General features: G+C 65.8%; 9 protein-coding genes and 1 pseudogene. 8 read left to right on the forward strand and 2 right to left on the reverse strand.

The genetic code is table 11. The features are described 5' to 3' along the window. The first annotated feature begins 476 nt into the window (after positions 1-476). From BM345_RS29045 to BM345_RS29055, 3 genes are read left to right on the forward strand one after another with little or no spacing between them, the layout of a single operon-like run. On the forward strand, positions 477-8,744 hold the full coding sequence (locus tag BM345_RS29045) for a non-ribosomal peptide synthetase (RefSeq protein ID WP_175545211.1): 8,268 nt from the start codon (positions 477-479) through the stop codon (positions 8,742-8,744). 13 nt (positions 8,745-8,757) lie between these two features. After that, positions 8,758-9,597: an alpha/beta fold hydrolase gene (locus tag BM345_RS29050; RefSeq protein ID WP_139237674.1), complete on the forward strand. Its 840-nt coding sequence runs from the start codon at positions 8,758-8,760 to the stop codon at positions 9,595-9,597. Continuing rightward, complete coding sequence (locus tag BM345_RS29055; RefSeq protein WP_093387204.1) at positions 9,594-10,553, forward strand: alpha/beta hydrolase family protein; 960 nt, start codon at positions 9,594-9,596, stop codon at positions 10,551-10,553. Before BM345_RS29050 ends, BM345_RS29055 begins: the two co-directional genes overlap by 4 nt. 219 nt (positions 10,554-10,772) lie before the next feature. On the opposite strand, the gene BM345_RS29060 is transcribed toward BM345_RS29055, so the two are convergent. Then, positions 10,773-12,089: an aminotransferase class V-fold PLP-dependent enzyme gene (locus tag BM345_RS29060; RefSeq protein WP_093387206.1), complete on the reverse strand. Its 1,317-nt coding sequence runs from the start codon at positions 12,087-12,089 to the stop codon at positions 10,773-10,775. A 3-nt stretch (positions 12,090-12,092) separates the two neighbouring features. Then, entirely contained in the window at positions 12,093-12,989 is an 897-nt protein-coding gene (locus BM345_RS29065; protein ID WP_093387209.1) for an amino acid ABC transporter substrate-binding protein, read from the reverse strand. A gap of 119 nt (positions 12,990-13,108) precedes the next feature. Between BM345_RS29065 and BM345_RS29070 the strand changes: the two genes are divergently transcribed. The 5 genes and pseudogenes from BM345_RS29070 (at position 13,109) to BM345_RS30005 (ending at position 15,804) form a co-directional block, all read left to right on the forward strand. After that, a complete protein-coding gene (locus BM345_RS29070) occupies positions 13,109-14,029 on the forward strand; it encodes a LysR family transcriptional regulator (RefSeq protein ID WP_093387211.1) in 921 nt (306 codons plus the stop codon). A 248-nt stretch (positions 14,030-14,277) separates the two neighbouring features. Then, positions 14,278-14,535 carry a helix-turn-helix domain-containing protein gene (locus tag BM345_RS29075; protein WP_093387214.1) on the forward strand — a complete coding sequence of 86 codons (258 nt, stop codon included), beginning with the start codon at positions 14,278-14,280 and terminating at the stop codon, positions 14,533-14,535. A 3-nt stretch (positions 14,536-14,538) separates the two neighbouring features. Continuing rightward, positions 14,539-14,802, forward strand: a pseudogene (locus BM345_RS29080) (insulinase family protein); the annotation flags it as partial. Between the two features lie 20 nt (positions 14,803-14,822). Further along, a complete protein-coding gene (locus BM345_RS29085; protein WP_093387216.1) occupies positions 14,823-15,563 on the forward strand; it encodes a hypothetical protein in 741 nt (246 codons plus the stop codon). Between the two features lie 16 nt (positions 15,564-15,579). Next, the gene (locus BM345_RS30005) at positions 15,580-15,804 is read left to right on the forward strand and encodes a hypothetical protein (RefSeq protein WP_139237675.1); all 225 of its coding nucleotides are present in this window, start codon (positions 15,580-15,582) and stop codon (positions 15,802-15,804) included. Positions 15,805-15,818: the final 14 nt, after the last annotated feature.

Here is a 15,818-nt window from a genome sequence, read left to right on the forward strand (position 1 = left end):
TACTACAACGCCCGAAGGCCGCACTCGGCCTTGGGATACCAGCCGCCAGCCTCCCGCCTTGGCGGGAAGAACCTATTGCAACTCAACAGCTAGCCGGGGGCGGCAGGCCACCCGGGAGACTATCCAGGCATTAGGCATCGCGCCGCTCGCGGCCACCACGAGCACGAGAAACCAACATTTGTAGGACGTCTCCTGCAAGGGTTCAGTCCGCCCGTTCGCGTCGAGCGAACCTGACCAACTGCGAAGGTTACGGACAAAACATCGGGTATCCGTGACTTGGTTCGCGATGCAAACAAGCTCCGCAACGGTCTGATCGGAGATGCCGTGCCAAGCCACGGCGATCGTGGGTTTGAATGGCGCGCTGCCCATTCACGGGCACGAAACAATCTACACTCGACCAGACACACTAATACCAAAGTGTGACCGACGCTTCGCAGGTCAGGCGGCCGGTTCGGAGACATCGCGAAAGGACTTGCGTGCTTGAATTTGAAGAGTCGACCCTGCGCCAGGTGCTGGAATCCCATGCAAGGACCCATCCTGCAGCCCCGGCCCTGTTGTCGACCGAGCGCGTCTCGTTCAACTATGCGCAATTGCTCGCCGCCGCCGACTACACGCGCGACTGGCTGGCATCGTTGGGGCTCGGCAGCCATTCGCGCATTGCCGTTCTCTTGCCCACGGGGCTGCCGCTTTCACTTGCGACCGTGGCCGTGGTCTGCAATGCGACCACCTTGCCGCTGCATCCGGCGCTGACGCCGACCGAGCTGGAAGCGCTGCTGCGCGATGCACGGGCGGACGCGATCCTGGGCCTGCCGGGCAACGAGGTCGTCGGGGCGCTGGCGGAAAAGCTCGGCTTGCAGGCGCTCGGCTTCGAGCTTGCGAAGCTGCTGGATGCGCAGCCTGGTCAGTCGAACCACGAACACGCTCCTGCCGGGCCGGCGCCGGGTGACACGGCCTTCGTCCTGTTCACCTCGGGCACGACCGGAAAGTCCAAGCGCGTGCCGCTCACGCAGCAACAGGTTCTGGCATCGGCACGCAACATCGGGCGGCACCTGGCCATCTTGCCGGACGACCTGGGCCTGATGGCGATGCCGACGTTCCATGGGCATGGGTTGATCGGCGGTTTGCTGACGCCACTGGTGGCCGGCTCGCCGGTCGTGTGCACGCCGACTTTCGACACCACTGCGTTCGTGCGTTGGATCTCCGAGTTCAACCCCACCTGGTACACCGCCGCGCCCTCCATTCACCAGTCCATCGTCGACCTGGCCGCAGCGGGAACGCTGGCCTGGCCGCAACATCGGCTGCGCTTTGCCCGTTCGGCGTCTTCTGCGCTGCCGCAGGCGTTGATGCGCGACCTGGAGGCGCTGTGGAAGGTGCCCGTCATCGAGGCCTACGCCATGACGGAGGCGTCCACTCAAATGGCCAGCAACCCGCTGCCTCCCGGCATCCAGGTGCCTGGCTCGGTCGGCCCCGCGGCGGGCGCCGAGATCCGCGTGATCGACGAGCAAGGGCGCGACCTCCCGCGCAACGCCGAGGGGCGCGTCGTGATTCGCGGGCCAGCCGTTTTCTGCGGCTACGAGGATGCGCCGGCCCTGAACAGCGAGGCGTTCGTGGACGGCTGGTTCATCACCGGCGACCTGGGCTACCTGGCCGATGACGGCTACCTTTTCCTCTCCGGCCGCACCTCGGAACTCATCAACCGTGGTGGCGAGAAGATCGCGCCCATCGAGGTCGAGCGCGCCTTGCTGGCCCTGCCCGCCGTGGCGCAGGCCGCGGCGTTCGCCGCGCCGCATCCGACGCTGGGCGAGGACGTGCATGCAGCCGTGGTGCTGGCACGCGACGCCGTGGCCGATCCGCGCGAACTGCGCCGGGCGCTGTTCGGCAAGCTGGCCGATTTCAAGATCCCGGCCTTCATCCACGTGCTCGACAAGCTGCCCACCGGCACCGCCGGCAAGCTGCAGCGGCGGCGCATGCACGAGCAGATCCAATCCATTGCCCGCGCGCAGGCCGGCGCGCCTGGCTCACCCGCACCGCTGACCGCGATGCAGGCGCGCGTGGCGAGCCTGTTCGAACAGATCCTTCGCGTGCCCGTCGGTGCTGGCGATGCAGATTTCCTGGCGCTGGGTGGCGACTCACTGTCGGCAGCGCGGCTGGCATTGGCGGCCAGCGAGGCGTTCGCCCTGGAGATCTCGGGCGCCCAGGTCTTGTCTGCACCATCGGTATCGGAGCTTGCCGCGCTCATCCAGTCCGCCAGAGACGGCCTCGCCCAGCACGATGACGCGGTGCAAGCCGCTGGCGGCTCGAAGCTCGCCGATCTGCCGATCGCCGGCGGCGCGGTGCCTTTGCTGCTGGCACAGGAAGGCATCTGGTTCGTCGAACAACTGGGTGGCGTTGGCACGGCCTACAACATTCAATCGGTCACCAGGCTGAAGGGGCGCCTGGACCAGAAGCGCCTGGAGCGAGGCATGCAGGCGCTGATCGCCCGGCATCCCAACTTGCGCACCGGTTTTCATTCGACCGACACAGAGCCCGAGCAACGCGTGATCTCGGCGGAACAGGCGATGGAACGCTTCGGCCTGCGGTACGTGGACCTGCCCGCGGAAGAGGGCAACGCCGAGGCCGAGGCCATCGCAGCCATCGTCGCCGAGCCCTTCGACCTGTCGCATGCGCCCTTGATTCGCGCCGCGCTCCTGCGCCGGTCGGATGACGAGAACGTGCTCGTCCTCGTCGCCCACCACATCGTGGTGGACGGTTGGTCCATGACGCTCCTGCACCGCGACCTGGGGCAGCTCTATACCTCGGACGACGCGGCGCTGCCTGCATTGCCGCTCGCGCCGCACGAGCATGCCCGCCTGCAGCGCCAGCAGTTCGAGCGCGGCGACATGCAGGCCGCGCTGGACTACTGGCGCACCAGGCTCGACGACGTGCAGACGCTGGAGCTGCCCACCGACAGCCCCCGCAACCCCAGGCCAATCGGAACCGCCGGGACGACACACGCATTTCGCATCGAGCCCGCCATTGCCGTGGCGCTCAGGGCGTTGGCACGGCAGAACCAGGTCACGCTGTTCACTGCGCTGCTGGCTGCTTTCCAGGCGCTTTTGCTGCGCTACACCGGCCAGACGGACATCGCCATCGGCGTGCCCGTGGGCGGCCGCGATGATGCGCGCCTGCTCGACGCGGTCGGCCAGTTCGTCAACACGGTGGTGGTGCGGGCCGACCTGCAGGGGCAGCCCGGGTTTGCGGAGTTGCTGCGCCGCGATCGCGCGATCCTCTTCGAGGCGCTGACCCACCAGCGCATGCCCTTCGAGCGACTGGTGGCCGAACTCAGCCCGGATCGGCAGGCAGGCCTCAACCCGCTCTACCAGGTTTCGTTCTCGCTGGAGAACTTCGCCCATCGCCGGCTGGAGCTCGGTGGGCTTCAGTGCGAGCGGCTCGCCGTGCATTCGGGCGGCGCGAAGTTCGACCTGTCGCTCACCATCGTCGAGGCGGGGCCCGGAGCGCATCTCGAAGCCGAGATCGAATACCGCACGGACCTGTTCACCGCCCCGTCGATGGCACGCATGGCGGCCCACCTGTGCAATCTGCTGGCCGCCGTGGTGGCCGACCCGGAGCGCGCCGTGACGCGCCTGCCGCTGATGGACGCGGCAGAGCAGCAGCGCATGCTCGTGACGTGGAACGGCGCCCAGTCTTCTGCCCCGCAGGAACTGCAGAGCGTGCACGCGCTGTTTCGGGCACAGGCGCGGCGCGCGCCCGACGCGGTCGCGCTGCGCTTGGGCCATGATGAGATGCGCTACGGGCAGCTCGACGCGCTGTCGGAGCAGCTGGCGCACGATCTGCGCGAGCGAGGCGTCGTGCCTGGATGCACGGTCGGCCTGTGCATGCAGCGCTCCTTCGCAATGGTCGTGTCGCTGCTCGCATTGTTCAAGGCCGGCGGCACCTACCTTCCGCTGGATTCTGAACATCCGCCTGAGCGGCTGGAAACCATGCTGGCGGATGCGGCACCGCGCTTCGTGCTGGTCGACGCGCATACCGGCGCAGCGCTGCGAGCTCTCGCCGCCGCGGCGAACTTCAACTTCGTCGAAGTCCCGGCGGACGGCGGCGCCATGCCCGCGGCCGAAGCTGCCCCCTCGGTGCCGGACCTGTCGCAGCCCGACCACCTCGCCTACCTGATCTTCACTTCGGGCTCTACCGGCTTGCCCAAGGCCGCGCAGCTGGCGCACCGCGGCCTTTCCAATCACGTCCAGTGGATGAACCGCGCCCTCGGGCTCGACGCCAGCGACCGCGTGCTGCACAAAACGTCCATCAGCTTCGACGCCTCGATCTGGGAGTTCTTCTCGCCATTGGCATGCGGCGCGCAGATCGTCATCGCGCCGCCCGACGCGCATCGCGACACGCATCGGCTCGTGGAAACCCTGCATGACAACGCCATCAGCGTCGTGCAGTTCGTGCCTTCCGAGATGCGCGTGGTCCTCGACGAAGCCCGGATGGCACAGTGCGCGAGCCTGCGCTACGTGCTTTGCGGCGGCGAGGCCCTGGACCGCGAACTGGCACTGGCCTTCCGGCGGCACTTTCCATCGACCCGGCTGGGCAACTTCTACGGGCCGACCGAGGCCACGGTCGACAGTGCCTGGTACGAGGTGGGCAACAGCGTGCCCGAGCGTCCCGTGGTGCCGATTGGCCGCCCCGTGGACAACGCACAGCTCTACGTGCTGGACGAGCACATGCAGCCCCAGCCGGTGAATGTGCCCGGCGAGCTTTACGTGGGCGGCGTGGGCGTGGGGCTTGGCTACCTCAACCGGCGCGAGATGACGGCGCAGCGTTTCCTGCCCAACCCGTTCCGGCCGGGCGAGCGGCTCTATCGCACGGGCGACCTGGCGAGATGGCTCGAAGCGGGCGTTGTCGAATTCATCGGCCGCAACGACCAGCAAGTGAAGCTGCGGGGTTTCCGTATCGAACTGGGCGAGGTCGAGGCGGCCGTGAACGCCTGCAGCGGCGTGAGCATGTGCGCGGCGCTGCTTCGCGAGGACGTGCCGGGAGAGCGGCAGATCGTCGCCTACGTGGCGCTCGAGCGCGGTGCCGAGGCCGATGCGCACGGCCTTCGGACGCAGCTGCGTGCGCGGCTGCCCGAGCACATGCTGCCGGCCGCCTTCGTATTCCTGCCGCAGTTGCCGCGCCTGTCCAGCGGCAAGATCGATCGGCGCAAGCTCCCGAGGCCCGAGGGCCACGTCGCCGCGTCTGAACGCATTGCGCCGCGAACTCCCCTGGAAGAAGGCCTGCACGACATCTGGGAAGGTGTGCTGCGCAGGAAGGACTTCGGGGTTCGCACGAACTTCTTCGACCTGGGCGGCCATTCGCTGCTTGCCACGCAGATCGCGTCGCGGGTCCGGTCGCGCTTCAAGGTCGACCTGCCTCTGCGAAGCGTGTTCGAGAACCCGACCGTCGAAGGGCTCGCGCAGATGCTGGAGGCGCATCTCGCGGGCCGATCGTCGAATGATGGCATTGCGGACCTGGCCCCCATCGAGGCTGTTCCGCGGTCGCAGCCTTCAGCGGTGTCGTTCTCCCAGCGGCGCATCTGGCTGCTGCACGAGATGGACCCGCAGGGCGCGGCCTACAACATGTGCGAGTCGCTGCGCCTGCGCGGCCCCTTGCAGCGGGGCGCGTTGCGTTCCGCACTGGACCGTATCGCCGCGCGGCACGAAGCCTTCCGGACCACCTTCAGGCTGGGCGAATCGGAACCCATGGCCTTCATCGGCGAGCCGCACCCGGTCGTGCTGACCGAACTCGACGGGCGGACCTGGCCGGACCAGGAGGCGGAGTTCGAGCGCCAGGCCGTGCGCCTGGCGGCGCAGCCGTTCGAGCTGGAACTCGGGCCGCTGCACCGCTTCATCCTGGTTCGCCTGGGCGAAGAGGATCACGCGCTGGTCATGGTGATGCACCACCTGATCGGCGATGGGTGGGCGTGGAGCGTGCTGCTGCGCGAACTGCAGGCGCTCTACAACGCATCCGTCAAGGGAGAGACCGCCAGCCTGCCGGCGCGCGCCATCGACTTCGTCGACTTCGCCGGCTGGCAGCGCGCGCACATCCACGACGAGGTGCTGGCCGCGCAGACCCGCTATTGGACGGCACAGCTGGACGGTTGGACGCCGCTCAACCTTCCCACGGACACCGGGTTGGACCGCCGCCTGACGAACAACGGCGCGCGGGCAAGCGCCCAACTGTCCGAGGCTTGGGTCGAGCGCCTTCAGCGCTTCAGCGCCCAGCAAAAGGTGTCGCCGTTCATGAGCCTGCTGGCCGCCTTCCAGTTCCTGCTGGCGCGCTATTGCGGGCAGGACGACGTGGCAGTCGGCACGCCCATCGCAGGTCGTACGCGGGTGGAAGCGGAGGAACTGGTGGGCTCGCTAATCAACACCCTGGTGATGCGCTGCCAGCTTCAGCAGGAGAAGGATTTCCAGGCGTTGCTGGCGCAGGTCCGCGAGACGTGCCTCGCGGCCTTTGCACACCAGAACGTACCGCTGGACTACCTCGTGGGGCGCTTGCGCGCGCAAGAGCAGGGCGCCGCGGTGCCGGAGCTGCGCGCGATGTTCAACGTGCTCAACGCACGCCGCGAATCGGTGCAACTCGAAGGAGTGGACGCGCGCTACCTGTCGTTCAGCCTGGGCGCGACCCAGTTCGACCTGGGCCTGACCATCGACATCGAGGGCGAGCGGGCCATGTTCCTGAACTACTCGACCGAACTTTTCTCGGCCGAGACGGCGCAGGCCTTGCTTGAAAACTATGTGCACCTGATCGACCGGCTGATCCAGTCGCCCGACCTGCCGCTGCAAGCGATCGAGCTGCCAAGCACGCGAGAGCTCGCCCTGCTCGATTCGTGGAACTGGACGGATATGGACTATCCGCGCGAGCAGACCATCAATAGCCTGCTGCATCCGCACAGCCGCTCGGACGCGGTGGCACTGCGGCAGTTGCCGGGCGAGTCGCTGCAATACGCGCAGCTTTGGTCGAGCGTGTACCGGCTTGCGCATGCCTTGCGGGCGCAGGGCGTGCAGCGCGGCACGCGGGTCGGCATCTGCCTGGATCGCGACCCCGTCATGGTCATCGCGCAACTGGCCGTGCTTGCCGCTGGTGCCGCCTACGTGCCGCTCGACCCGGCCTACCCGAGGCAACGCCTGCAGGACATGGCACTGGACGCAGGCCTTGCCCTGCTGCTCACTCGCCGGCAGCAGGCGCCATTGTGGGAGGGCCTTGCGCTTCCGACGATGTTGCTGGACCTGCCCCTGGACCCCGGCGAGCACCCGGACACCGCGCCGACGCCCGATGCGGCGCGGGATGCCGGCCCGCGAGACCCGGCGTACGTCATCTACACCTCCGGCTCCACGGGCAAGCCGAAGGGAGTCGTCGTGCCCCACGGTGCGGTGGTGAATTTCCTGCTGTCGATGCAGTCCGAGCCCGGCCTGAGCGCGCAGGACGTGCTGGTGGCGGTGACCACGTTGAGCTTCGACATTTCCATCCTGGAGTTGCTGCTGCCGCTCTCGGTGGGCGCCACCGTCGTCCTTGCAACGCGCGAGCAGACGACCGACGGCCTGGCGTTGAGCAGCCTGCTGCAAAGTTCGAAGGCCACCGTGCTGCAGGCAACGCCCTCCACCTGGCAGTTGTTGCTGGACACCGACTGGAACGGCGGGCCGGCGTTCAAGGCACTCATCGGCGGGGAAAGCCTTTCCGCGCACATGGCGCGCGCGCTGATGGCACGTGTCGGCGAGCTCTGGAACATGTACGGCCCGACCGAAACCACCGTGTGGTCCACCTGCTGGAAGGTGCCCACGGGAGTGCAGGGCATTTCGGTAGGGCGCCCCATTGCCAATACGCGCGTGCACGTGCTGGACGCGCACGGCCATCGCTGCCCGGTCGGCGTGCCCGGTGAAGTCTTCATCGGGGGCGATGGCGTGACGCTGGGCTACCTGGGGCGGCCCGAACTGACGGCCGATCGCTTCCTGTCCGAGCCTTTCGTTGCAGCGACAGGCGCGCGCATGTACCGAACGGGGGATCGCGGTCGCTGGCGCCGCGACGGCACGCTGGAGCATCAGGGGCGGCTCGATTTCCAGGTGAAGCTGCGCGGTCACCGCATCGAGCTCGGCGAGATCGAGGCGCAGTTGCAGGCGCATGCGGACGTATCGCAGTGCCTGGTGTTGGCCCGGGAAGACCGGCCGGGCGACCGGAGGCTGGTGGCCTACGTGGTCGCCGCCGGCGGCAACTGCGATGCCCCGGCGCTGCGCGACCACCTGCGTGCTACCTTGCCCGAGTACATGGTGCCGCAGCATTTCGTGGGGCTCGAGACGCTGCCGCTCCTGCCCAACGGAAAGATCAACCGCAATGCGCTTCCGCAACCCAGCCGCGAATCGCGCCCGGATGGAGCAGCCCGGCAAGGCACTCGCCTGCCGGTGGAAGACGCGCTCTGCGGCGTCTGGGCAGACGTGCTTGACATCGAGACAGACGACATCCAGCCGCACGACAACTTCTTCGACCTGGGCGGCGATTCGCTGAAGGTGGGGCGAATCGTCGTCCTGTTCGAGAGGAAGTGGGGCGTTCGGCTGGAAGCCAGGCGCTTCATGTTCGAGACGCTGTCGCAGCTGGCCAGCGGGATCAAGCTGGACGATTCGCGCCCCGAGCCGGCGGCAGCGTCCGCACCGGCTGCCAAGGACGATGACGGGGCAGGGTGGTGGAAGCGGCTGACCAGCAGGATCATGCGATGACCAGCAGTCGACCTTGGTCGCATGGCAGGAAGTGATGAAGCCGTTCTACTTTGGCGCCCAGCACCGCAAGCTCTTCGGCGTTTTTCATGCGCCCGAGGACGGCAAGGCTGCCCGGTCGGGCGTGGTCCTGGTGCCGCCCTTTGGCCACGAAGCACTGCGGGTCCATCGCCTTTACAGGCTGCTCGCGGAGCGCCTGGCGCGCCAGGGCGTGGCGGCCTTGCGATTCGATTTCTATGGCACCGGCGACTCTGCTGGTGACGACGAGGATGCCGATCTCCAGGGCTGGGCCTCCGACGTGGGCCTGGCGCACCGCGAACTGCTACGCAGCATCGGAAGCGATCGGCGCATCACCTGGTTCGGCGCCCGCTTGGGTGCGAGCGTCGCGTTGCGCGCCGCGCCTCATGCCTTTCCGCGTGTACACCGGCTCGTGCTGTGGGACCCCGTGCTCGATGGTCGCGCCTACCTCGCGCAGTTGGGCATCGCACACGTCGAGCAGCTGGAGCTGGCTCATTTCGTTCCCGATACCCGCTGGCGGCGTGCCGTCGAGCGCGACCCGCTGGCCTTGTCGAGCGAATGCCTCGGCTACGCGGTTGCCGAACCATTGCGTCAGCAGATTCTTGAATTGAAGCCCAACGTGCCGCCCGCGGCGCCCAACTGCGCTATCACGGCCATTGCCAGCGCCCTGGACACGCCGACCAGCCACTGGTGCGATGCAGTTGGCGCTGCCCATTCGCAGGCTGCACTTCGGTTTGTTCAGTTCGAGCACTCTCTGGTGTGGACATCCGATCCCTTTGCCAACAACGAACTGGCGCCGGCTCCCGCGCTGCAAAAAATGCTGGCCGAGCTCCAATGAACTACGAGGAATCCATCGTCGGCTTCGGCCGCGAGGAAGCACTGGTGGGCATCCTGACCGAACCCGGCGAGGGCGCGGTGCGAGCGCGGGTCGGATGCCTGCTGCTCAACACAGGGATGAACTACAGGGTCGGTCAGCGCCGCATCAACGTGAAGCTGGCGCGCCGGCTCGCTGCTTCGGGCATCCCGTCGCTGCGCTTCGACATGTCCGGCCTTGGCGACAGCAAGGCATCCAGCAGCCGCGACAGTTTTCGCCAGCAACAGTCGAACGACATGAGCGCGGCGCTGGATCAGTTCCAGGCCAGTACGGGCCTGCGCAAGTTCCTGGTCTTCGGCGTCTGTTCGGGCGCGGACAACGCGTTGAGCATCGGGCTGGTCGACTCGCGCGTGGTGGGCGTTCTGCTGTTCGATGGTCCCGACTTTCTCAGCAAGAGGGTTCGTGCCGTGCGCAAGTTGCACCGAATGGCGGCCTTTCCGTTCAACGCAGCGCTGCGCCACCAGAACGCGGCCTGGCGAGCCCTGACGGCCTGGCTGCGCTCGCCGCTGGACGCTTCGTTGGGCCGGCAATTCCTCGCGCGCCTGCGAAAACCCAAGGGCGCCGAGTCTGAAGTGCAGGCGGACATCTTTGCCACCAATGCGCCGGCCTACACGGCCAAGGACTACGCCGCGGAACTGCAGTCGCTGCTCGACCGTGGGGTCGACGTCTACGTCATGTTCTCGGCCATGCTGCACGCTGCAGACAGGAACATGGGCATGCTTGCGCAGCTTCGCGGGGAACCGTGTCTGAAGCAGATTCGCTACCGGTTCTGGCCCGACATCGACCACACCGCGACCTTGCTCGACGCGCAGCGGCGCCTGCTGGATGCCGTCGATGAATGGGCGGTCGAGGTGGCGGGGAGCGTGAAGGAGGAGGCGTTGCCATTGCTGCCGTCGATGCGTGCGTCGTCTGGCTCCTAAGAACTCGCGTCTACGTACTTGTGGCACGCGACTATGAGGATCTCGTCGGCCCGCACACCCGATGACTTCTGCGCCAATGCATAGACGTTGCCTGCGCAGGCACCTCAACGGGTTGATCCGCCGTTGAGGACGGCCTGAATTCCATCAGAGATGTGTGTGGTCCTCGGGGGAGGATCGCGCTGCGAAGCTGCGTTGCAGGTTGGCCGGCTTCGTGCCGGCTCAGTGCCCTGAGAAGTCCTGGTCGCCGATGGCGATGTCCCGGGTGATGCGCAGGAATTTCTCGACGTCGGCTACGGAATGGCAGTGCAGGGGTGACACGCGCACGGTGCCCGCCAGCCCAAAGGATTCGAGCATGCGCTTCGAGTAGATGCTGGTGGCTACACGCTCGTAGACCGTCACGCCGCGCTTGGCGTACTCCAGCACGGCCTGCGTGCAGTCGATGCGGTCGAAGCCGATGCCCAAGATCAGGTCGCGTTTCGTCAGGTCGGAATGGTCGAGGAAGACGCTCACGCCCTCAAGCTTGCGCATGCCGGTGGCGTTCCCGTTGCCGTCGAGCAGCAGCGCTAGGAGCGCTCGCTCGTGCAATTCAATGTGCGTGATGCCCGCGGTGAAGAGCGCACGGCGATCGGTGGCGTCCACGAATTGGCTGCCCAACCAGCACACGTAGTCGACGATCTCGGTGAGAACCGCAAACTGCCATGGCGCGGCGCTGCCCAGGTCCCAATAGTCGGGCTTCTTGCCCGCGAGCTTGTGGTGCGGTAGCACGGACGCGCGCTCGGATACCCACGAGAGGCCCGATCCCCGGCATCCGAAGAACTTGTAGGGCGCAACGTTGATGCCGTCCACCGGCGTCTTCTGCAGGTCGATGAGGCCGTGCGGCGCGTGCTGGACCGCGTCCACCAGGATGTAAAGATCGGGCTTGATCTCGCGCGCGCGGCGCACGATAGCTTCCATGTCAAGCTTGGCACCTGAGATGTTCGATGCATGGATGACGTTGAGCAAGCAGGTGTTCTCATCGACCAGCCGCACGATCTCGTCGACGTCCACCCCGCCGGTCGCCGGATTGCTCCTTGCGACCCGCAGTTCACGGCCCAGGCGCTGTGCGTAGAGGCTCATCGCATCGAAGGCCGACGGATGTTCGAGCACGGTCGTGACCATGTTCGTGCCCGGAACGTTCTCGGCTACCGCGCGCACCATGTCGAACATGGCGCCCGAGGCGCTGAGCGAGGCGTACACGCTGCCGCCTTGGGCGTTCAGGATCGTGCGCAGGTCGGCACATCCCTTGGCCTGGATGTCCTGCAACTCCACTGCGGTAGCGTGAATGCGCTCTGCATTGTCGGGAATGGCATCGACCTGCGCAAAGCGCGCCGCCGCTGCCTTCAGGCGAAAGGACCCACCGGCATTGTCGAAGTACAGGCGCTCGCGGCCGTGATGGTCGTGATCGACCTGGAGGAAGCGCGCCTTCACCTCGCGCATCAGCGCGTCGGAGAAGAGTTGGCCGCGCGGGAGCTTCTGGAGTGCTTGATCGAGGCCCATGGCTCAGACGCCCTTGTTGTTGGGGTTCTTGTAGATCTCACGCACCGCGTCCGTCATCGGGAAGTTGAGGTTGGCGTTCTTCGGCGGAATGGGCGAGAGAAACCACTTGGCGTAGAGCTGCTCGATGGCGCCCGATTTCATCAGGCCGGTGACGGTCTCGTCCACCAGTGCCTTGAACTGCGGGTCGTCCTTGCGCAGCATGATCCCGTAGGGCTCCTGGCGAAGCGACTCCTTCAGGATCTTGTAGTCGCCGGGGTTGGGCGCGTTGGCGATCATGCCGGCGAGCTGTACGTCGTCGAGCATATAGGCATCGGCACGACCGGTGGACAGCAGCAAAAAGCCGTCAGAGGTGTCTTTGCCCGGCAGCTCGTTCGCCTCGATGTTGCCGCTCTTGCGCGCGCCGCGCAGCAGCTGGATCGAGGTGCTGCCCGCAACGGTGGCCACGTTCTTGCCGTTGAGGTCGGCGAGGGCGTTGATGCCCGAGGCCTTCTTCACCGCGGCGGTGATGTTGGTGACAAAGTGGCTGGGCGCGAAGTCGACCTGCTGCTGGCGCTGCGTGCTGTTGGTGGTGGTGGCGCAGTCGAGGTCGACGGTGCCGTTCTGAAGCAAAGGGATGCGGTTGGTCGAGTTGAGCATGACGTACTGCACTTCGACCTTCGGCAGACCCAGCTTGGCCTTCACGGCATCCACGATCTTCAGGCAGATGTCGGTGGTGAAGCCAATAGGTGCGGCATCGGCACTGAGCTTGTACGAGAAGGGAATCTGGCTTTCGCGTGCGCCGATCTGGATCGTGCCGCTTTCCTTGATCTTCTGCAGGGTGCCACCGCTCTGGGCACTGGCGGCGCCACAGCACAGGGCAAGCGCGAGACCAAACACGAGGGGCCGCTTTTTGAGGTTCATGGCAGATTCCTTGGAACACGAGGGATTGGTTTGGAGCGCATCTTCGATGCCGCAATGAATTTCCAAAAGCGATTTTTTGTGATCGAATCACATGAGCAAAAGTGTTTTAAAGTGAGGAGATGACCTTCAAGCAGCTCGAAGCGCTGTACTGGATTGCACGGCTCGGTGGCTTCGCGCAGGCGGCCCGTCACCTGCACGCCTCCCAGTCGGCTATTTCCAAGCGCGTGCACGAGCTGGAGCAGCTGTTCGACACCGAGCTGTTCGATCGCAGCCAGCGCACGGCCCGCCTCACGGAAAAGGGGGAGGAAATGTTCGTGCTCGCCAGCAAGTTGCTCGAGCAACGCGACGCGGCCGTGGAGCAGTTCGGCAAACCTGGCGTGCTGGAGCGACGCATTCGCCTCGGTGTGACCGAACTGAGCGCGATGACGTGGCTGCCACGATGGATCGGCCTGATCCAGCAGCACTATCCCAAGGTGATCCTCGAACCCGACGTGGACGACAGCCTGCAACTGCGCGACAAGCTGCTGGCCGACGAACTCGATCTGGCCATCGTGCCTGAGACCTTCGCCGACGCACGTCTGCCGCACAAGGTCGTTGGGCAGGTGACAAGTGCCTGGATGTGCAAGCCCGGCGTGGTCCCTGCAGGCGGACCCATGCGGCTGCACGAACTGGCGCGCCATCGCATGTTGGTGCAGGGCCTCAACTCAGGCACCGGTCGCGCCTATGACGCGTGGATGAAGGAGCAGGGGGTGCAGCCGGCCAATGTGATCGTGGTGAGCAATCTGGTGGCGCTGACCGGGCTCACCGTGTCGGGCCTGGGCGTGAGCTATCTGCCGCGTGAGTGCCTGCAGCCGCTTGTGATCGCAGGCATGCTTGCGGAGCTCGACGTGGTGCCGGCCCTTCCTGTGGTGCGCTACGTGGCCATGCAGAAAGGCGCGCATCGCAGTGCGCTCACTTCGTCCATCGTGATGCTCGCGCAGGAGAGCTGCGACTTTACGCGGATGTTTCAAGCGCAGATGGCGGTCCAACCGTCTAGTTGAGCCGGTCTCACCAGTCCACCTTGATCGGAGCCAGAGCGACCCTGCCCCGTGTGCGCGTGCAGATGCAAGCCCGCAAAGTCCGCAATCAAGTCGGGTGACAGTCCAATTCCTGGTAGTGCATCCGCGCAAACCCTGCATGGAGCGCCCTTCTGCCGCGGAGGCGCCAATTGAGAGAATCTCTCATGGGTCGGAGGCATCCCACCACTGGTGCACAGTTCAAGGCAAGGTGCGGACAGCGACAATGCCCCATGACCAAAGGAAAGCGCATCTCGGCAGACATCGGTGGCGACGCCCTGGACTCGATTCGGGAACTAGGTTTAGCGGCGAGGTTGGCCCGGACGGCGGCCGGCGAGGGGCAGGCCGCAGCGGCGGCGCGCCTGGGGGTGCATATCCAAACCATCGGGCGCATCGAAGCGGGGGAGCCCGGCGTTGCTGTCGGGCACGTGCTGGGTTTGCTGGCGCTCTATGGCATCGGTGTGAGACCGCAGCAGCCGGGGAACCGCTGAGCCATGGGCTTGCTGTCAACAGGGCACAACACCATCACCCTTCGCACGCTTGCGAACGGGGTACGGCTGCGCGCCATTCCTATGCCTCACGTGCAAGGCGCCAGTGTGGGCGAGTTCTTGCGCGCTGGATCCCGTGATGAAACCCCGACAGCGAACGGCATTGGCCATGTCCTTGAGCACATGGCGTTCAAGGGGACCACCACCCGTTCAGTGCAGGCCATCAACCTGGGCGCGGAACTGCTGCGTGCGGACGTCAACGCATTCACTACGCCGCGGATTTGATTCGGATGAGCAATCCCCCTCGACCGAATCCCGGGCCAGACCTGCTCACATCCTATTTCTGGAGCGGCGAGTCCATCCGCAGTCGAAGCGTGAGCGAAGTCGTGTTGTCGGACAAGGTCGATGTGCCTGTGCCCCCCGCACGTCTCATCGCTGATTGGGAAAGGGATGCATCCTTGCACTTGGGCCTGGAACCCGGAGAGGTCGAGGCATTGCCTTTGGCACGGACGCGCGCGCGTTGGTCCGAGCTCAAATACTGCGTGCAGCTGGTGGCTGATTGGGCGTGCTCGCTCGGACTGCCCGGGGTGCTTGGCTCCAGCGACGTCGCTCTCATGGCATGCCGCGGTGCAAAGTACCACCATGACGGTGCGCAATATGGGGGCATGGCCTTTTGCAATCTCTTCCTGACCGAGGACAAAGGTCTGGACCTGCATTTCCCTTCTACAGGTCATCGAATTCCCCTTGCCCGGGGTACAGCCGTGATATTCGATACCGGCCAACCCCACGCCGTAGTTCAACGCAACAGCAGCGGCTTTCGTGTGGACGACTTCACTTCCGACAAGGATTGCACCCAGGTATTCCTGACTTGGGAGCTTCCCATCGAAGATGCCTATGTTGGGCGCGCACTTCAAGTCACCTTCGACACCGACCCTTTGACTTCGCTGCAGCTGGATGAAGAGCAAGTTTGGCTGAACGGCGCACCGGCCACTTTGTGCCCTGACTCGGGTCGGTGGCGCAAGGCCGGCTAATCAGGAAGAATCTCGCATGACTTCCGAACGTAGCGCTTTGAATCAGCGGCTTGGTTCTACCCTCAGCCTGAATCTACGTTCGCGGCATTGCGCGACCACGTCGCGTTCCATCGGCAGCAGCTCGAGTGCCTGGTCGATGGTGTCCGCGTGTTGCCACAGCCCCGGGCGCTTCTACGCCGGTTGGATCACGCCCGAACTCGTCGGCCCGTTCAAGGGCAAACCCGGCTCGGCCGGATGGTGACGCGCAGGATGCCT

Origin of the sequence: Variovorax sp. OV329 (genome assembly GCF_900114785.1) — a bacterium.
Classification (GTDB): Bacteria; Pseudomonadota; Gammaproteobacteria; order Burkholderiales; family Burkholderiaceae_C; genus Variovorax.